The sequence below is a fragment of the Cohnella silvisoli genome (genome assembly GCF_021190915.1).
GTDB classification, from domain to species: domain Bacteria; phylum Bacillota; class Bacilli; order Paenibacillales; family Paenibacillaceae; genus Cohnella; species Cohnella silvisoli.
In genome coordinates, this window is the sequence record NZ_JAIOAP010000021.1 from 1 (window position 1) to 19,228 (window position 19,228).

Below are 19,228 nucleotides of genomic sequence, written 5' to 3' on the forward strand. Positions count from 1 at the left end.
TGACCAAAATCGAAAAATGGTGGTTCAGGGATAAGCCTCCTGCACCACCATTTTTCGTTTTAACCATCGATTTTTGCTAAGTATGAGCTGTCTCATTCATAAACTTTCTTGCTTTTGAGACAGCCCCATCTCTGTGTAATATCGATCAATTCATCTCGTTATATCTCTTCAGCAGGGTTTGCCGATTCGGACGAATGCGATCGGCTTCCCGTAAGCTTCTCTCAAGCAACTCCTCGCCTATGCCGAGTTCTTCCGTCGTTGCGGGTCCTCCGACTTTCCTAAGCAGTTCTTTAATTGTATACTCGTCAGGAATCCGTTCAATCTCGTCTATAATAGCTTGGCGATGCATCGGGGGAAACAGATCCGGTGAATCTATAGACAAACGGTGGTACAGGCTCGATATCTGTGCGCAGGCGACGCCAACTTTGGCCCCATGCAGGATTTGTCTTCGCCCGGTCCTTATAAATTCCATTTCCCAATAATGCGACAGATGATGCTCGGCTCCCGATGCCGGATGCGACTGTCCGAATTGCAGCATGGCGAATCCCGATTCGATCAGCGCGCGCATCAATATTTCAATGCCAAGCGGGGTTCTTTTCGCGATTTCATTGCTATTGTCCACGCATTGGAGCAAAGCGCGGCGTGTTCGTTCAGCCACTGCTTCGGAGTAGGGCTCGCCGCCCGCGAGCGTGCCGAACTTCCAATCGAACAACGATGTATATTTGCCCAGCATGTCGCCGAAACCGGCCGCGATCATGCTATCCGGCGCTTTCGTAAGGATATCCAGATCCGCGAAAATTGCAGAAGGTCCGATCGCTAGAATGGTTTGCTTGTCCCCTCTTATAATCAAAGGTGCGCCCACAGAATTAAAACCGTCTACCGACGGAGCCGTAGGAACCGACACGAACGGTATGCCCACCGTGAAAGCAGAGAAGCGTGCGATATCGTGCAATGTGCCTGATCCTGCCGCAATTACGATTTCAGCGGAATGCAGCTTAAGATCGAGCAGCAGTTGAACAACCGAGGCTTCGTCTGCGATAACATCGCCTTGTTTGTCCGGCTTAATTAAAGTTACCTGGACATTAATTCCCGAAGCCTGAGCGGAATCCTCCAACGCTCTTCCGATAACCTCATATGTATTGGCATCTGCCACAATCGACACCCTGCGGTAGTTGTTCTCTTTCAAATACGGCGCGATGCTTTTAGTTGCGGCAGGCTCGATCAGAACCGTTTGTATGTCTAACATTTTGTTTTCACCCCTTCAAGCAAGCTTATTAACTCCGACAGCGACTCCCATATCCAATCCGGCTTATCCGCTGCCGCCTCGACTTGTTCCCGTGTCGTCGAGCCGGATAGGACAAGCGCGGTTCGCATCCCGGAGCTTTTGCCCAGTTGGATATCGGAAGCCATGCTGTCCCCGATCACAAGACAGCGCTCAGGAGGAAGACGCAAGGACTGCAAAGCCGCGTCAGACATGAAAGGAGAAGGTTTCCCGATGACGATTGACACACTTTGTCCAGTTGCGTTCACGATAGCGCCGATCATTCCCGCTACATCAATCGAATCGCCGTCGTCCCCGGGAAACGTTCTGTCATCGTTCGTAGCAATAATCCTTGCACCATGACGGACGGCACGGAAAGCCCGATTCAAATCCGCATAAGTCAAGTTCTCGAATAGCGTAATGACAAGCCAGTCGGCTTCCTCCGGCCGATCCGCGATGTGAACTCCGGCTAAGCTCAACTCTTCTTTAAGCCCTTCGTCTCCGAAAGGCCAAGCTTTGCACTCCGGATCGATCCGCCGAAGATAAGCCGCCGTTACGGTAGAAGAGAGCACAATCTCATCGTCCGACACCGCGATCCCCATGTCATTTAACTTATCCCTGCACATCCTTCGCGAGTAGTTGCCTCTGTTCGTAAGAAATACGATTTTTTTACCTGAAGCCCTTAAATATTGTATCGTTTCGCGAGCCCCTTCAATTGGTTGCTTCCCCCGATATACGGTTCCGTCCAGATCAATGATGAAGCCGTCTACCTTATCCAATAACATCGCTGCAATCCTCCCAGCCCATCTTTCCCTCCTTCAATTGTCCTTTCGCCCGCCTTCGTTTGTCAACGAATGAATGTGATTATTGACGTTCACATTCATTTGCAAATGAACAGTCGTTTGTTACCGTATGTCATCGGCGATCAGGATTTCCGCTCCTTTGACTTGCCTTAGAAAGTCGCTATCCGATTTCGTATCCGTTATTAGCGTATGGATATCGGCGAATGGAACGGACGTAGCGATCGACCTTCGCCCAAGCTTCGTGTGATCCGCCAGCGCGATCGTTTTGCGGGCATTGGCAGCCATCAACTTCTTAAGCTCCGCCTCGTACAGGCTAAAATCCGTCATCCCTTCCTCAAAGCTTACTCCTTCCGCGGATGTGAAGAACAGATCCGCATGGATGCCTTCCAAAATGTTTTTGCCGAGAACGCCTTCGATCGTCTTAGATCCCGCCCTAAGCACGCCGCCAATCAGAATGACATTAATTCTCGGGTTTTGATTTAAGGTCATTGCGGCTTCTAGTCCATTAGTGACTACCGTCAAGTAGTTATGATCGGTCAAAGCCTTCGCCAATTCCAGCGCAGTGGAACTTGCGTCTAAAATAATGCATTGCCCTGTAGTCACGAGATTTACCGCTTTGCGTCCGATCGCGCGTTTCTCCTCGTAATTCAAATCGCTGCGGGTAGGATTGCGATACTCCCGAAAATCGGCCTTCGTCCTCACAGGTACAGCTCCGCCATGCGTTCTTTCCAGCAAACCTTCATCCTCTAGAATTCTAAGGTCGGTCCGAAGCGTTCCTTCCGACACTTTGAAGTGAAGGGCCAATTCCTTGACCAATACTTGCTTGTCTCGTTGCAGCATCTCTAATATTTGATCTCTCCGGTTTGAGGCGAACATGGATCACTTCTTCTTTCGTTTTCTTTAATTATAGGTAAAACGAAAACAAACGACAATATTCGGCAGAATGTACCGAGGGCAATCGCTTGCGGATTTACCGCGGGTATACTATTACAATCGGTGAGGCGCCGCCTCCCTTTGGACTGGTTAAGCTGGTTCACGTCTCCACAGCGAGTGAAGTCCTCGATAACGGCAATTTTTGCCGTTGATAGTCCAGCACCTCGACCTCTAGATGCCTTTCAGTCTCTGTAACGGCATTTGAAAAAGCCTTCAATTCCACTTATGTGAAATTGAAGGCTTGTAGACTGGACAGCTTATTTCACTATTCACGACGCAATTTCATTAACGCTTGGTTGAAATCGTCAGGCAGCGGCGCCCTGACCTGCTGCATCTCCCCGGTCCAAGGATGACTCCAAATCAGACGTTCGCCATGAAGCGCTTGCCTTGAAATGACTCCCCGTTTGCCCCCATACAGTCCATCTCCGGCCAGCGGATGATTGATCGAGGAGAGATGAACTCTAATCTGGTGCGTACGTCCCGTCTCCAGACGAAGACGTACAAGGGTGTGATCCGCCAACCGTTCGGCAACCTCGAAGTGGGTTACGGCCGGATCCCCTGTATCGCTTATTCGGCGACGGGTGGAGTGATGGCGGTCTTGGCCGATCGGCTTGTCGATCTTGCCTTTGTTGCCCTCCAAGTAACCTTCGGCCAACGCGATGTAGATCCGCTCGATTGTTTTCTCCCGCATCGCTTTGTCGTACTGATAATGGGCAAACTCGTTCTTGGCATACAATACCGGCCCTGTCGTATCTTTGTCTATCCGGTGGATGTGGCGAATTCGCACATCCTGTCCGGACATCTCATAATAAGCGGCTACCGCATGGGCGAGCGTCTTGCGCTGTCCCTTCTCGCTCGGATGCACTTCGATGCCTGCGGGTTTATTTACGATTAACGTAAACTCATCCTCGTACAATATATTAAGCTCCATCCAATCGGATGGAAAATCCCGTGCTTCCCGCGGGAATAAATGGAGACGCAAATTCGGACCCTGCAGCGAAACTCCGCGATTGTGCATCAATTTGGATATCATTTTGGGAGCCAGCGGCAAATACTTACCGATGACCGACATCGGCGCGCCGACCAGGTTGTCAGGCAGACGAATTTCCATCCATTCGCCTTTAATTCGACCCATGCCAAGCAGCGAGTGGTGTTTGCCTCCTTCGTTGCTGTGTCCCCCGCGATTCATAGGTTTTCCATTTCCGTTCCGACTAGGAGCGGAACCGGGTCCGGGGCTGCGCCCGGTCGGTTTCTTGAACGATTCGACTCGCTGCTCCTTGCCCGCTTTCCGCTCACTCTGAGGTCCTCGCTCGTTAGATCTTTTCGGAGGTCCTCCCCGGTCTCTTCGCCCGTTCCGTTCATTACTGCTAGATTGTTTGTTACCGCCCTGTTGTCGATTCCGTCCTGCTCCGCTCATTTCCAATGTTCCTCCGATTCCATTCCGCGCCCGCCGCCTTAGCAAGGCTAAGCAACGCTTTGCCGATCAATATACGGGAACGACCGATCAAAGTCAACCCATCGGTAATGGCATTACGAGTCGATTTTCATCATCATCTCTTCGAGTAGCCGAATACGCGCCAACGATGCACGCAGCAGGCCGACTCCGATTTCCGGATATAGTCGCACGAGTCGGGTAACGTCCTCGCGCTGCAGCGCGAGCGCATGCACATCGCCAAAGAAGGCTTGAGCCGTTACGGACGATGGAGATTCATCCAATGCAGACGTTGCGCCGCATACTTCTCCCGCTCCGAGCACACCCAGAGTGCCTTCCCATCCGGCGGCCGATATGCTCGTTAATTCCACGTTTCCTTCGATGACGACGTACATGGCCGCGTTTCTTTCTCCCCGCTTCAGCAGAAAGCTTCCGTCGGCAAATTTCTGTTCCGTCGCCGCTCCCGCAATTAAACCGAGCTCTTCCAGCGACAAATCGGCGAAGAACGGCACCTTCTTGAGGAATACGACTTTGTTCAGCCTTCCCAGCATTCCTTGCTCTTCCTGCATCGCCGTTCTCCCCTCCCCGCGTCGTAATTCCGCAGCCATCTCCCGCCACCAGTCATCCTTCGTTTCTGCCGCTTTGACGACAGCTTCGCGGGCTGTTTCTTCCGTCAATTCCGCGTTTCTCTCTGTATCCGCCTGCCAAGTCGCAGCCAGACGTTGAGAGAGCCGCCGTTCTCCGACGCCTTCCGCAAGCACTTCCAGCCCGCCGCTGCGAGTCTCCTCGTCATCATCCGCAAGCGTTCTTCTTATTGCGGTTACGACTTGCTCATCCGTCAATCGCTCAAGTATAGCCCATATGCCTTCATAGATCGTCTGCTGCAAATCACGCTGTCTAAGCTCTGCCAACTCCGCAAGATCCGGCCGACTTAGCATACGGAACGCTTCCGGTAAAATAGATGTCGCCGCATTGTCCGCAAGCTTGGCCGTTCCTTGCTCCGCTAGCCAGCCCCGAACTTCCTCGTAAGGAAGCAGCGTCGCCAATGCAGTAACGGATGCTCTCCATACTTGTGGCGAAGCATCTGGCAGACCATGCTTTAGCGTATCCACGACGCGGTCGCCCATATCGATCAAGGCTTGCGTCGTCACCTTATATAGCTCCTGATCCGCTTTAGGCAATCGTTCAATGAGTAGAGGCACGACGCTCCGCCGCTTCAATACCCCAAGGCAAGCCGTAGCGGCAACGCGCACCGCCGGGTGGGGATCCATGAGCAGCTTCTCCACTTCCTGGGAGAATCGATCCAGCTGCAGCTCCGCGATAACCCGGCACACATGAATCGCCGGCTCCCCGCCCTCTTTCAATATTTGTTCGATGACTTCGTAACAAGCTTCATAGCTCTGCGCGCTTTCCAGTAAATACATCGCTTTAACGGCTTCGGCTACAACCATTGGCGAGCGGTCAAGCAGCTTCATTCGCAAGAAGAAAAACGCTTGCGAGGACATATGCTTCATCTGAGCAAGCTTATGGACAACTTCTGCACGCACATCCGGTTCCGGATCCTCCAGCAGGGAAGCAACCTTCACCATAGCCGCAAGATCCGCCCCCGTTAAATTCATCGCCTTAAGCGCGGCAATTTTAACCCTAACGCTATCGTCATCCAGCATCACGAGCAGTTCCGGCAAATATCGCGTATCGTTGCTTCGTCCAATGATGTTCAATGCGATTTCCCGAGCTTCCTCGCTCTCGTGACGAAGCATCGCCTGCACGGCGCCCATCGAACGGGAGTTACGGTAAAACTCCTTGTACGACTCGGCCAATTCCTTGTCCGCGGCTAATCCCAACGTTTGGACGCTTTGCACCAATTCTCGCATATACAGCAGGCGAACCAACCAGGACAGAGCAAGCAATCCGATTGCGCCTGCCGTTCCGATGGCAGTCAGAATAGGAAATCCAAAACCAAGGCCCGTATGAAGAAACTGAAGCCCGGCGCCCAACAATATTCCCATGAACGCTGCGACACCCTGCGCGACATAACGAAAGCCATCCCGTTGCTGCAGCGGCAGCATTTTATAGAACAATTGATAGGAAGGCTCGGCAGAATAATAAATTAATAAATAAGTAAGCATGTACCCGCCCGACACCGCTGCCATGACAACCGGGGAACCGATAAGCAGCCATGACACCGCAAACGATAACACGTAAATTGCGGAAATGGCCGTCAGCATGCTGCTTGCTCCGAGCCATGCCATAAGTCGGCCGGATACGAGCTGCAGCAGAAAAGCCAAAGTAAACAGCAAGGTTGTCACGATACCGAACATCCTGCCGAAATCAGCTTCACTCGGGTAGGAGACGTGCGCCGTATTCAGAAACACGAATTCCATTAGAAAATACAAAGCGGGCATGATCGTCATCATACCTAATACGCCGAGCAGAAATGGCGATTTTAAAGTCCTTCGGAAATAGTCCATGGAGGATAACGGCTCGGTTTCCTGCGAGAGATCGCCCGACCATTTCAACGCCAATGGGACCAAATAAACCGCGATAGCTTTCCGGTAATTAATAGAAGCGGCTAGCAACAACACAGGGCCGAGCACATATACGATATCCGGTCCGAACAGGGGGCTTATGATTTGCGTCAGTAAACCGGCGATAATTCCGCCCAGCGTAGCCGCGGCCACGAAAAGCGGCATCAATCGCTTCGCTTGCTGCGTTGGACATAAATCTACCGCCAAGCTCCATAACAGAATCGTTTGCTGCCTGACGACGAAACTGGACGATAGAAAGAGAAAGGGATAATACCACCGGAAATCTTCTCCGGTTACCCGCATCCCCAATAACGCTAGCGCATTCAACAAAACAATGCCCGTCATGATCGCATACATCGCCCGCATGAGCCCTGGTTTAGATAATCGTCCAGCGAGCCAGGTCATGAACCAAGCTTCGATTGGCAATATAACGGCTTCCGCCATGTACACATAAGGCAAATACGCGCTGCCGAACCGCTGATTAAACAGAGTCATGAATCCGTTGTAGTTAAGAGCCTCGGCAATGCCGCACAAGAGAAATACCGGCACCATAAGCCACAGCTTGCGCCGGTCCTCCGCCTTGATTCCGAGCCGGCGCGACCATCGTTGTAAGTCCATGGATTCTCTCTTTCCTTAACCTGTAATAAGCATGATCAGGAGATTTGGCGCCAATAGATGAGGCGGTCTTCTCCCTCGAAATAATAATCGGGACAACGACCGATTAATTGAAAGCTATTCCGTTCGAACAATCTGCGAATAGATTGATATTCCGGCAAGCCGCACGTATAAGTTATGAGATAGCGGGCTGAAACCTGCTCTAAATAGTGAACCATCTGTTCCAGAAGCGAGGCAGCGATGCCCCATTTACGGTACAGGCGGTGAACAACGACATAGTCCCAGCTGTAGCCGCCCGATTTTTGTTCATTTTCTGCGATGCAGCTTGCGCCAATGATCTCGTTCTCTTCGTTGGTTACGTACCAGAATATCACTTGACCGTCTAAAGCCCGGTAAGGCAGGCTGCGCAATTGCTCTTCTTCGCCCGGCGTATATCTCGTATCGTCAAAGGAATACGGCGAGAAGAAAAATTCCACGATCCGGTCCGCTTGCTCCTTCGTATTCAATCGATGGATGACATAGGTTCCGGTGATCATAGAACGTTCCTCCTCTCATTTTCCTTTATACAGCCAATGTTCCGTTCCAGCCGGTCGAGGTACCTTTTTGGAAATACTCATCGCATAAGTAGAAGTACAGCTTAGCCGCTTTATCCAGCCGATTCTGCTTAATGACTTCTACGAAAGTTTCTCTTGCATCATAGAAGCGCCCTTCCTGGCAGAGCATTAGACCCCGCTCGAACAGAGCTTTAGTTCGGTCTTTCGCCTGACGAAGCTGCTCGGAATCCCCATCGTACACATCGATGAGTTCGATAGCCTCTTCCTGCCCTTCCGGCGTAATGCGCCCGAGCGAACGGTGACGGAAGCGCTCCGGCTCTCTCAATTGCTCGAATAAGTCCCGAGTAACGAGTATGGATGCGCCTAAATCCTCGGAAAGCCTCTCCAAAGTGGCGGTCAGATGGACGCCATCAGAGATCACGTTGCCTTCCCATCGCCGCTCTTCTCCGATAATCCCCATCATTAACGGTCCTCTATGAACGGCTATACCGATATCAACGGGTACATAACCCGCGCGGCGGCGTCCTGCGTTATATTCCGTCAGCTCCTGCCGAATGGCGATCGCTGTTCTCAACGCTTCTTCCGCGTAACCGGGGAACAACGCCATGAAGCCCGCTCCCAAATATTTGCTGATCAATCCATCCTCCTTGCGCACTAAAGGTCCGAATCTACGCAAAAACGAATTCATGAAATTAAAGTTTTCCATCGGCGTCAATGTCTGCGAAAGCTTACGGAAATCTCGAAGATTCGCGATCATGACCGACATATTCTGCTGCACCTGATCGCCTAGGTGAATATCAAGTATGCCTTTCTTCCCAAGAGATTTGAAAAACTGCTGCGGAACGAACCGGTAGGACGCCTCGGAAAATTGCGTGATGTCCACGATATATTGCCGAATATACCTTGCCATACGATTAAACTGCTCACCTAAGTCGCCCACTTCGTCACGGCTTTTCACGCGGACCTCAACATCCCAATTTCCGTCCGCCATATCCATGACGCTGCGACGTAGCTTGCGTATAGTCGACAGCATCAGAAAGGTAGCCGCCAGAATCACAACCAGTAATATGGAAGTAATGATGACGATATTTTGCAGGATGTTCTTGTAAATTTTCTGATTGGCCTGATAGAGAACGCTCATGTCTCGGCCTGTCTCATATATGCCTACGACTTCATGTTTACTGTTGTATACCGGTCCAATCGCATACAGCCATTTGCCGTTGGCATCTTCCCATTGACCGGTGCGGATGACACCGTCTTTGCGAACGGATTCGTTCTCTTCGTTCATCTCGAACGGCTTGAACATATTAACGCCGTCATCGTCGTCCATAAGAATGTAAAGCTTACCGTCATCGTACTTGTACAAAGTGCTGTACAGCCCTTGGCGGTTAACGGCCTGCTCACCCTCGAAAAGGAAGCTCATCTTGCCGCGGATCGCTTTATAATCGTCGTTGCTATAATCTTCCGGCGAATGCAGCCGTTCCAATCGATCGCCGTCTATGATCTGCTGTCCATTGCGGGCTAATAGAGATAATTCCCTCTGCATTTCGTCTTCCATTCTCGCGGAGAAGCTGTTATAGATGAAGTTGGACAAGAGCAGCATGCAGACTACGATAATCGGAACCGTCACGATAAGCTGCTTGAAGAAGAGGGAAAACCTTCGATTCATCAAGTGGATGTATACGAGCCTCAAAGCAAAGATCAGCAATAGCAACCCCGCAAAGGCCGCCCCCCAAATCAACCATTCCTTAAGCAAAATATTGTTCAAATACGTAGCCTGAGACAAGACGCCCGTAAGCCGTTTTTGATTATCGTAAGTAAGCGTTCGGTCGCTTAGCACAACCGTAAATCCACCGTCGCCTGTCGGCAGAATGTCCATCAATTCATAGCTTTCCGCGTCTGGCACCGCTTTTTGTATCGATGCTTCGTCCAACATGACGTTCAAATACTTCTGACCTGGCTCCATTCTCGTGACCGCGTTTAACAGACGATCGATGAAGATCAATTTGCCGTCCGAATCTATCGACAGTCTCTCGGGGAAGTTTTTGCGGGTGCGATCCATGCTCGCGAGCGGATAAATGATCTGGCTATCTCCTTGCGCCGTCACTTGGAATATGCCGCCGCGTTTGGTCGTATAGTAGATTTCCCCCGGCTCCGTGCCTTTGATCTCCGACAAATAACGATCGTGCGGCAATAGAAAAGAAAAGCTTTCCTCCGGTTGTCCGCCGGAAAGCGGAAGACGCATAAGCGATACCTTATCTGGCGTAGTGATATAAAAGTAAAGGGAGTTCCCTCGTATTTGCAGTCCTTTCAATTGGCCGATCCGCTTGCTCGTGCCGTTTCCTTTCCATTCGTAAAGAAGCTCGCCGGATTTACCCGCTTCATCATAGCGAATAATTTGTTCGCTCTGTACGATTAATCCGTAAGAGTCGAGCACCGTGTCGAGCACGACGATTCCGTTCGACCCATCCACGACGGCTTCGGTATAATCTCTGCGAGAGTCCCCGTTCTTGCCGTTATGCTTGATCTCGGCTTCAACCGCGCCTTTAGGAGACAGGCGCTGAATTTCCTGTTTGGATTGTCCGATCACTACTAATGAAGGAGCTGTCGCTTCGGCAGCCCGCGATAAATTTTGCAGCGGAACGCTCTTAATCCAGGGACCAGACGCGAAACCGCCGTTGTCCTGGATTCGATAGAGAGATAACCCCGTCACCGCAATAGCGATTAGGAGCACCAACAGCGAAAGCTTCTTCATGTCGTTTCGACCGTCTCTTTCTTTTTTAGCGTGCGTAAATATGGCTTTTTCCGTCACTAAACCTGTTATTTCCATCCTACTATAATCTTCGACAATTTACACGCTATTTCCTATATAAAATGACATTTTTCGGCTTATGTTGTAGTATGGAATTAAAAGATTTTCGAGCGGATTTAACGTCACAATGGCGAAGGCTCTCGTCGCCCACAGGAGGAAAGTTTCATGGGTCAACTCGTATGCGGAGGCGCAACGCTCCAATGCTCATTCGGCCTCGCGCCCGGTATGCTTAACGTACTGCCCATTAACCGCGTAATGACGGCTATGCCGATCGCCAACATCATGGACAACAAACCGATTCTGAACATCACTCCTTTCGGAATGTGCAATTCTATGGGAAATCCGGCTGTCGCCGCAGCCACCGCAGCTGCTCTCGGCGCGCTGACTCCGATGCCATGCGTCCCGGTTACCGCCGCTCCGTGGGCTCCGGGTTCACCTACCGTACTCGTATCCAACATGCCCGCGCTGAATAACTCATCGAAATGCATGTGCAACTTCGGCGGCGTCATTCAGATCGTGAATCCTGGACAAATGACTATAATGGTGCCATAAGATGATAGAGTCGATATTAAAGCCGTTCATTAAACCTATTAAAAAAATGATCATCTTGCCTATCAAAAAGGCAGCGGTCCTCCCGAAATTACTTCTCAAAGCGTTCATAAAATGGATGAAAAGCGTTCTCGGCGGGCAGCTGCGTTCATTGGACAACTATTGGAAAATAGGAACCTTTTACATAGCGAAGAAGCTGTTCGTCATCATCCTTCTTCTCACGCTCGTCATCATCTTCTTCGGATTCATTAAACCTCCCAAATTCATCGACAAATGGTTCGCGCGCACGCCTAAGATCGAAGCTTCCGCCGCAATGGCAGATGGCTTCACCGGACAAGCCAAGATCGTGGACGAGGCAGGCAATCTCGTATATCAAGGACCGCTGGAGAATGGTCAATATTCCGGCGCCGGCAAGCTGTTCGCAGCGGATGGCACCTTGCTCTATATTGGCGATTTCAGCCAAGGCCTAAAGGCGGGCAAGGGCGAGCAGTACGATGCAAAGGGGATATTGCTCTATCGCGGCGAATTCGCGGCTGACCAATATGCCGGAGCGGGCACTTTGTTTAAGCCGGACGGCACAGTCCTATACGAAGGTGCATTCGTCGGCGGTAAGTACGAAGGCGAAGGCACTCTGTATCTCTCTGAGGGAGTACCGCAATACACCGGAGCATTCGTTGCCGGCGTCTATCAGGGGGAAGGCAAACTCTATGACGGCAGTGGAAAACTTGCGTATGAAGGCGGCTTTAATGGCGGTAAGTATGAAGGTGCCGGGAAACTTTATCGGGAAGACGGCACATTACAATTCGAAGGTGCATTCCTCGGAGGAGTGTTATCGGGCGAAGGCGTCGAATACTTCCCCTCGGGCGTAGCCAAATACAAGGGGGCTTTCCTGCTAGGAAGCTATCACGGGGTCGGCTCTTTTATGAACGATAAAGGCGTTACCCTTTATACGGGCGGATTCGTAGGCGGCAAACGCGATGGAGACGGACAATCCTTTAATGCGGAAGGCGTCGCGCTATACACGGGCAAATTCAAAGCTGACAAATATGAAGGTATCGGCACTCTGCTAGATGCAGATGGAGGCACGGTTTATAAAGGCTACTTCAGCGCAGGCGAGATTTCCATCCAGGGATTTCTGGGAATCGCGCAACCGAAGCTGCAGGAGCTGCTTGGCCCGCCGGATGCCCCGGCTGCGGAGGAGGTTCCCGCCGACGTACCCGTTGATGGCGGAACGGCCGAAGTTCCTGCGACGACGGAGCCCGATGGCTCGGCGACCGGGACGGGAAGCGGTACTGGGGCTGGGACCGGGACTGGAACTGGGGCGGGAACTGGAACTGGAACAGGCACTGGAACTGGAACTGGAACTGGAACTGGAACAGGCACTGGAACTGGAACTGGAACTGGAACAGGCACTGGAACAGGCACTGGAACAGGCACTGGAACAGGCACTGGAACAGGCACTGGAACAGGCACTGGAACAGGCACTGGAACAGGCACTGGAACAGGCACTGGAACAGGCACTGGAACAAGCACTGGAACAGGCACTGGAACAGGCACTGGAACAGGCACTGGAACAGGCACTGGAACAGGCACTGGAACAGGCACTGGAACAGGCACTGGAGCAGGCACTGGAGCAGGCACTGGAACAGGCACTGGAGCAGGCACTGGGACTGGAACTGGGGCGGGATCTGCTACGGAAACTCCCCCTGATTCAGGAACGAACGTCAAGCCGGATTCGGGTACTCCTGCTGACAGTACAGATGCTAGTAAAACACCGGAGACGAGTACGAGTACACCTGCAACAAATGGCGCACAAAGCTCAGTTACCAAAATAATCAAAGTACTTGCGGCATTGCCGCCGACCACTAATGAGCCGTTACCAGGAGAAATTGTCGTCCAGCCGCTGGAATATACTTATGCGGCGCATCAAATTTCCTTTAAGCTGAAAGCCGATGAAGACAATCCGGAAGCCTACTCGGTGACCGAGATTAATACTTGGAACCGCAAGGTGTTATTGGAGTTGGCGGAGCAAATTATGCTAAGCAAGCTCAAAGGGGTCAAAGAAACGTTAGGCGGCAACAAGTACGAAATGGCCTACAGTTGGAACGGTGCCTTATTTATCTTCACCTACAACAAAGACGTTCCCGTCCGCTTGTCGGTTAGCATGCTGACTGTGCAATAACGTAGATCTACTTAGAGGCTATGTCAAGCGTTGTAACTTGGCATAGCCTCTATCATTATGATCATGCCAGGCGCACAACAATAAATCCCCTTGACCGATAAATTCCGATCAAGGGGATTTATTGAGCCCTACTCTTCCAACTTACGGCCTATCGCTTGGAGGCTGCCTGGATCGCTCCGTACGCCCAGTATGTTGTAGGAACGTCGGTAAAGAGCGGATCACTGTCTACGCTCGTACTGATTCCGAGCAGTTTGTTGACGATCACGACCGCTTCCGCGCGGCTTAGCGCTTGATCCGGGCGGAACTTGCCGTCCGCATAACCGCTCAGCAGACCGGCGGCTTGAGCTTTGCGGATGGCGGTCTCCGCCCAGTGGCCGTTCGTGTCGGCGAAGCCTGCGCCTACGCCGTTCTCTGCGCTCCGGTTCAGAGCGTTCAGCAGTGTCGCCATCTCCGCGCGCGTGATCGGCTTGTTCGGCCGGAACGTACCGTCCGGGTAGCCGCTCATGAGGCCGCGCGCGGTGACGGAGCGGATCGCTTCGTCGGCCCAATGGCTCGCGGGAACGTCCGGGAACGCATACGCGCTCTTCGTGCTGACTGGAAAATCTCCGGCGATCACCCGGGCCAGGATGACCGCCATTTCCGCGCGGGTCAGTCGGACATTCGGCTTGAACAGCCCGCCGGTAAAGCCTGAGATGTACGGCTTCGGTTTCTGTACCTCTTGACCGAAGCTGTCCCATCCGGCGACACGGACGACGGCGAACATGCTGAACTTGTCCACTTCCAAGGCGATGCCCGGCTTGCCCCCGGGTCCGTCCTGCACGTACCGTCCGCGGACCAGTTCCCGGGTCCCGTCGCTATGCTCAATGTAGACGCCGATGTCTGCCGAGTTCGCTTCGGCGGGCAGCGTCAGCACGACGTTCCTTTTCTGCAAATCAGTCGCGATATCGACGGGATCGCCGATCAGCGTCACCTTGCCGCTCCCCGCACCGGACCTCACGACCTCCGACGATTCCGCGCGCCTTTCAAGCTCCGCTCTACGGACGCTGTCTCGAATCGGGGTTGCCGTCAGCCGGATGGGCTGCAATACGTTCTGAAGCGACATCGCAGGGATGACGATATCGACTTCATTCAGGCGAATGCCAAACGAAATCCCGGCCTTCGCCAACACGTCCGCCGCTTCCTTCGGCAACCCGAAGACAAGCTCCGTTGCCTGAGTAGATTCGGACGACAACACGATACCCAAGCGCGATTGGCCTGCCGTCTTCAGCTTGGCCGCCGCTTCTTCGGCGTAGGATGCGGATATATCCAGCGTATCCCTTACGCTCCCGTCTTGCAGCTTTTCGCGTCGTACTTGCAGCTTCCCAAGCGAGATTCCACCGACGGTAATGTCTACGGCGTAGGAAGTTGCAGACGGATCCGCGGAGCCCCCTGCGCCCCCGCCCCCTCCTCCACCAATAGGCGGCACGGGCGCGGATGGTGTTGCCGGTGCCGTAGCGGCGGACGCGGGAGAAGCGCCGTTGGCGTTGAGGGCGACAACCGTAAATGTATAGGCGGTTCCGTTCGTCAGACCGGTCACCGTGATTGGGCTGCCCGAACCAGTCGCCACTTTCACCTGCTGTCCGGCTTTCCACGCCGTAACCTGATATTCCGTGACTGTGCTGCCGCCGTTGTCCGACGGCGGCGTAAAGCTGACCGTCGCCTGACCATTGCCGGCCGCAACGGTTACTGCCGTTGGCACTCCCGGCACTGTGCTCGGCGTCACCGCCGCAGACGGACTCGACGCAGCGGACGTTCCATTCGCGTTGATCGCCACGACCGTAAACGTATACGACGTTCCGTTCGTTAACCCCGTAAACGTGGCCTCAAGCTCGTTCACTTCCAACTCCACTTGCGCGCCGCCCGGGCTTGCCATTACCGTATAACCGGTAATCAGGCTGCCGCCGTCGCTCGCAGGTGCGGCGAAGCTTACCGTCGCCGTTCCGTTGCCTGCCGTCGCTGTCACGTTCGCGGGTGCGCCAGGCACCGTGCTCGGCGTCACCGCCGAAGACGGATCGGAAGCCGCCGAATTTCCTCTAACATTGGTCGCTACGACCGTAAACGTATACGACGTTCCGTTCGTTAACCCTGTAAACGTTGCCTCAAGCTCGTCTGCTTCCAACTCCACTTGCGCGCCGCCCGGGCTTGCCGTTACCGTATAACCGGTAATCAAGCTGCCGCCATCGCTCGCAGGTGCGGCGAAGCTTACCGTCGCCGTTCCGTTGTCCGCCGTCGCTGTCACGTTCGCAGGCGCTCCCGGTACCGTGCTCGGCGTCACCGAGGCCGACGGACTCGACGCGATGGAAGCTCCATTCGCGTTGGTCGCTACGACAATAAACGTATACGATGTTCCGTTCGTTAACCCCGTAAACGTGGCCTCAAGCTCGTCCACTTCCAACTCCACTTGCGCGCCGCCCGGGCTTGCCATTACCGTATAACCGGTAATCAGGCTGCCGCCGTCGCTCGCAGGTGCGGCGAAGCTTACCGTCGCCGTTCCGTTGCCTGCCGTCGCTGTCACGTTCGCGGGTGCGCCAGGCACCGTGCTCGGCGTCACCGCCGAAGACGGATCGGAAGCCGCCGAATTTCCTCTAACATTGGTCGCTACGACCGTAAACGTATACGACGTTCCGTTCGTTAACCCTGTAAACGTTGCCTCAAGCTCGTCCGCTTCCAACTCCACTTGCGCGCCGCCCGGGCTTGCCGTTACCGTATAACCGGTAATCAGGCTGCCGCCATCGCTCGCAGGTGCGGCGAAGCTTACCGTCGCCGTTCCGTTGGCTGCCGTCGCTGTCACGTTCGTCGGTGCGCCCGATACTGCGCTAGGCGTCACCGTATTGGACGGATCCGATACAGAAGACCAGCCTTTTTCATTGTAGGCTTCTACGATGAACGTGTACGCCATGCCGTTCTGTAGCCCCGTCACCTCGATCGGACTGAACGATCCCTCGACCTGCGCGACGGCATCCGCTCCCGCCCATGCCGTGACTCTGTAGTTTGTAATGGCTCGCCCGCCGTTGTCCGGTTCGTTGAAGGATACCTTCGCCTTTCCATCACCTGCGGATGCGAATAAGTTAAACGGCTTTGAAGGCACTGCACCCACTGCAGTCCATACGAACGTCTGCGCCTCGGCGGAAGCGCCCAGCGCGTTAAGCGCGGCGACTTTGAATTGATAATCTCTGCCATTTCGTAGCCCTGTCACCACTGTGGAGGTTGTGTTCGGATCCACGGTCACGGAAATGGGAGCCTCCGAGGAATCGCCGGGAAACGTCGTCACCCGATAGCCCGTGATCGGGCTTCCTCCATTGCTTGCGGAAGGCGTAAAGCTTACCGTTGCTTGCCCATCTCCGCCTACTGCCGTCACGTCCGTCGGCGCGGCCGGCACCGTGCCCGGAGTTCCCAATAATGCGTCCGACGGCGCGGAGTTCCCGTTGGCGTTGACCGCCTCTACCGTGAACGAATACGTTTGTCCGTTCGTTAAGCCAGTGACGGTGATCGGCGACGTACTTCCAGTTGCGCCTCTCTTAAGTTCACCGTCTTGTTTCGCTAGAACCATGTAATACGTGATCGGACTGAATCCATCGCTAGCCGAAGGCTCGAAGCTCACTGTCGCCACGCGGTTGCCGACCACAATATCCGTAATCGTCGGCGCGCTCGGCACCGTCGACGGTACGAAAGTCTTCATAGCCGACGGAGCGGACGTCCCGACACTATTCGTCGCGGTGACCGTAATGCCGTACGATACGCCGTTGGTCAATCCCGACCGTGTATAAACCATGCCTGCAGTATTCTCCACCAGATTTTCTCCGCCGGACATAGGATAGACGGTAACCGTGTAGCCTGTAATCGGGCTGCCGCCGTCACTCGCAGGCGCCGAGAATATGACCGTAACTTCGCCGTCACCCGGGAAAACATCCGTAATTTCCGGCGCGGCCGGCACCGTTACGGCGGTCGTGAACGTCCACTCGATTGCCGGAGCCGGATTGCCGTTCAAATCGGCGAAAGCCCCCGCTTCCGCAACGGCCCGATAGCTCATTCCCCCTCGCAAATCGACCGGCAGGTCGATGGTCGCAACATCCCCCGATACCGATACGTTAGCGCTGCCGGCATCCACGTGCTGGCATTCAGCCGACGCAGTCGTGCAAATTTCGATATCATGTCCCGCAACGCCCTTAATCGATTCGTTGAACGTTGCCGTTAAATTTGCGTTTAAAGGCACATCGGACGCGGCCGGCGCCGGATTCCGGGCCGTAACGGATGGGGGAGCCACATCCGGAAGGTAACCGATCACCGTCGGGGCGTAATGATTGCCGGTGTCCAAATAGGCCACATAGGGCGTGCCATCCGCTCCGACCGCCAGCGATAAGGACACGGCATTGGCCGGCAAGTCTGACGTTTGGCCGATTTCGTCCCAAGTTCCTCCGTTCCATTTAAGCACGTGAACTTTACCCGCCTCGGACGGTCTGCCAATGTAAGCCACGACAGGCTTCTGATCGATGGGATCGACGGCAATGAGCGGCTTCTCACCGCCATGAGAGTCAAAGGATCCGATTGACGTCCAACTCTCCCCGTTGAACCGCCATACCCTCGTTACGCCCGTATTCGCGGTATCTCCATTCAAGTAAGCCAAGTAAAAGGATCCGTCGCTCGCCGCCCGGATCATCGTGTAGTAGCCTCTTTCATTGTTCGTGAAATTATCGCTTCCCACGGCCGTCCAATTTCCCACTCCGATTCTGCTCTTGACGAGAGGCAAGTAGTCGAGGGAACTATCCGCATAAACCATTGTCAGCTTACCGCCTGCATCCAGGGTCAACGAGGGGGATAACCCTCTTGAAACGGACGCGGTCTCGGGATCGGACCACCCGTCGCTCTCAAGATTCCGCATCGTCGCTTTGTAGGAGTTGCCGCCGTCTTGATATGCCACGTAAACTTGACCATCCGCAGAGACCGAGATATCAGGTGTTAGGGCCATACTCGCCGACAGCTCCGGCAATCCTTCCCAGTTTTGCTGTTCGTTCATTGAGAGCACGGCCGGGTGACTGCCCGAGGCCTTAAGGAAGGCCAAATAAGGTCTGCCGTTCGGCGCGAATGCCATTGTCGTAACAGTCCCGGGATCTAGGGCGCTCCCGTTGTTTCCCGCCGTCTGCCAAGCCCCTGATGCCCAATGTTTCACACTGATTTGTTGGTTTGAATTTGTATCGTTATAAGCGATGTATGGCATATTGCCATAGGTTGCGATCGTAACCGATTGTGCGGAAGCGGCATCGTCTGCCGCCCCTGAGCCCAGCAGCTGCCATGACCTCACCTCCGCTGCCGCGGCCGCTTTTCCGACACCGATATCCGATATAAAACCCAGCGTTTGCCATACCAACAGCGACGTCAACGCGGCTGCCATGGCTCGTTTCCATTTGATTCCGAGCATTGCTCCCATCTCTCCTTCGACGAATTTCCGGGCGGATTTCACCCTCACTGTCGAAGAATAGCAACTCGCACTCTCAAAATTCTCCCAAACCCAACCCGATTCAA

At 53.7% G+C, this 19,228-nt stretch carries 10 protein-coding genes; 2 read left to right on the plus strand and 8 right to left on the minus strand.

The features are described 5' to 3' along the window. Positions 1-145: 145 nt before the first annotated feature. From K7P76_RS28935 to K7P76_RS28965, 7 genes are all read right to left on the minus strand, one after another. Positions 146-1,246 (minus strand): sn-glycerol-1-phosphate dehydrogenase, encoded by a 1,101-nt coding sequence (locus K7P76_RS28935; protein ID WP_232189556.1) that lies wholly within the window; start codon positions 1,244-1,246, stop codon positions 146-148. After that, a complete protein-coding gene (locus K7P76_RS28940) occupies positions 1,240-2,046 on the minus strand; it encodes an HAD-IIA family hydrolase (RefSeq protein ID WP_232189557.1) in 807 nt (268 codons plus the stop codon). The genes K7P76_RS28935 and K7P76_RS28940 overlap by 7 nt, the downstream gene beginning before the upstream one ends. 120 nt (positions 2,047-2,166) lie before the next feature. After that, positions 2,167-2,940, minus strand: a complete 774-nt coding sequence (locus tag K7P76_RS28945) for a DeoR/GlpR family DNA-binding transcription regulator (RefSeq protein ID WP_232189558.1) — start codon at positions 2,938-2,940, stop codon at positions 2,167-2,169. 322 nt (positions 2,941-3,262) lie between these two features. Further along, positions 3,263-4,414, minus strand: a complete 1,152-nt coding sequence (locus tag K7P76_RS28950) for an RluA family pseudouridine synthase (RefSeq protein WP_232189559.1) — start codon at positions 4,412-4,414, stop codon at positions 3,263-3,265. A 113-nt stretch (positions 4,415-4,527) separates the two neighbouring features. Beyond that, positions 4,528-7,575 carry a HEAT repeat domain-containing protein gene (locus K7P76_RS28955; RefSeq protein ID WP_232189560.1) on the minus strand — a complete coding sequence of 1,016 codons (3,048 nt, stop codon included), beginning with the start codon at positions 7,573-7,575 and terminating at the stop codon, positions 4,528-4,530. A 35-nt stretch (positions 7,576-7,610) separates the two neighbouring features. After that, on the minus strand, positions 7,611-8,108 hold the full coding sequence (locus K7P76_RS28960) for a GNAT family N-acetyltransferase (protein WP_232189561.1): 498 nt from the start codon (positions 8,106-8,108) through the stop codon (positions 7,611-7,613). A gap of 25 nt (positions 8,109-8,133) precedes the next feature. Next, the gene (locus K7P76_RS28965; RefSeq protein WP_232189562.1) at positions 8,134-10,956 is read right to left on the minus strand and encodes an adenylate/guanylate cyclase domain-containing protein; all 2,823 of its coding nucleotides are present in this window, start codon (positions 10,954-10,956) and stop codon (positions 8,134-8,136) included. Positions 10,957-11,103: 147 nt separating this feature from the next. Here K7P76_RS28965 and K7P76_RS28970 point away from each other — a divergent pair, with 147 nt between their 5' ends. Together K7P76_RS28970 and K7P76_RS28975 are read left to right on the plus strand one after the other, a co-directional pair. Next, entirely contained in the window at positions 11,104-11,490 is a 387-nt protein-coding gene (locus K7P76_RS28970; protein ID WP_232189563.1) for a DUF4280 domain-containing protein, read from the plus strand. Between the two features lies 1 nt (position 11,491). After that, the gene (locus K7P76_RS28975; RefSeq protein WP_232189564.1) at positions 11,492-13,669 is read left to right on the plus strand and encodes an MORN repeat-containing protein; all 2,178 of its coding nucleotides are present in this window, start codon (positions 11,492-11,494) and stop codon (positions 13,667-13,669) included. Positions 13,670-13,817: 148 nt separating this feature from the next. Here the strand turns inward: K7P76_RS28975 and K7P76_RS28980 are convergent, their stop codons facing one another. Further along, the gene (locus K7P76_RS28980) at positions 13,818-19,124 is read right to left on the minus strand and encodes a fibronectin type III domain-containing protein (protein WP_232189565.1); all 5,307 of its coding nucleotides are present in this window, start codon (positions 19,122-19,124) and stop codon (positions 13,818-13,820) included. Positions 19,125-19,228: the final 104 nt, after the last annotated feature.

What these genes read in the sequence shown, in the direction of transcription:
- K7P76_RS28935 (WP_232189556.1), bottom strand. Translation starts at nt 1,246, where the DNA reads ATGTTAGACATACAAACGGTTCTGATCGAGCCTGCCGCAACTAAAAGC.
- K7P76_RS28940 (WP_232189557.1), bottom strand. Translation starts at nt 2,046, where the DNA reads ATGTTATTGGATAAGGTAGACGGCTTCATCATTGATCTGGACGGAACC.
- K7P76_RS28945 (WP_232189558.1), bottom strand. Translation starts at nt 2,940, where the DNA reads ATGTTCGCCTCAAACCGGAGAGATCAAATATTAGAGATGCTGCAACGA.
- K7P76_RS28950 (WP_232189559.1), bottom strand. Translation starts at nt 4,414, where the DNA reads ATGAGCGGAGCAGGACGGAATCGACAACAGGGCGGTAACAAACAATCT.
- K7P76_RS28955 (WP_232189560.1), bottom strand. Translation starts at nt 7,575, where the DNA reads ATGGACTTACAACGATGGTCGCGCCGGCTCGGAATCAAGGCGGAGGAC.
- K7P76_RS28960 (WP_232189561.1), bottom strand. Translation starts at nt 8,108, where the DNA reads ATGATCACCGGAACCTATGTCATCCATCGATTGAATACGAAGGAGCAA.
- K7P76_RS28965 (WP_232189562.1), bottom strand. Translation starts at nt 10,956, where the DNA reads ATGGAAATAACAGGTTTAGTGACGGAAAAAGCCATATTTACGCACGCT.
- K7P76_RS28970 (WP_232189563.1), top strand. Translation starts at nt 11,104, where the DNA reads ATGGGTCAACTCGTATGCGGAGGCGCAACGCTCCAATGCTCATTCGGC.
- K7P76_RS28975 (WP_232189564.1), top strand. Translation starts at nt 11,492, where the DNA reads ATGATAGAGTCGATATTAAAGCCGTTCATTAAACCTATTAAAAAAATG.
- K7P76_RS28980 (WP_232189565.1), bottom strand. Translation starts at nt 19,124, where the DNA reads ATGCTCGGAATCAAATGGAAACGAGCCATGGCAGCCGCGTTGACGTCG.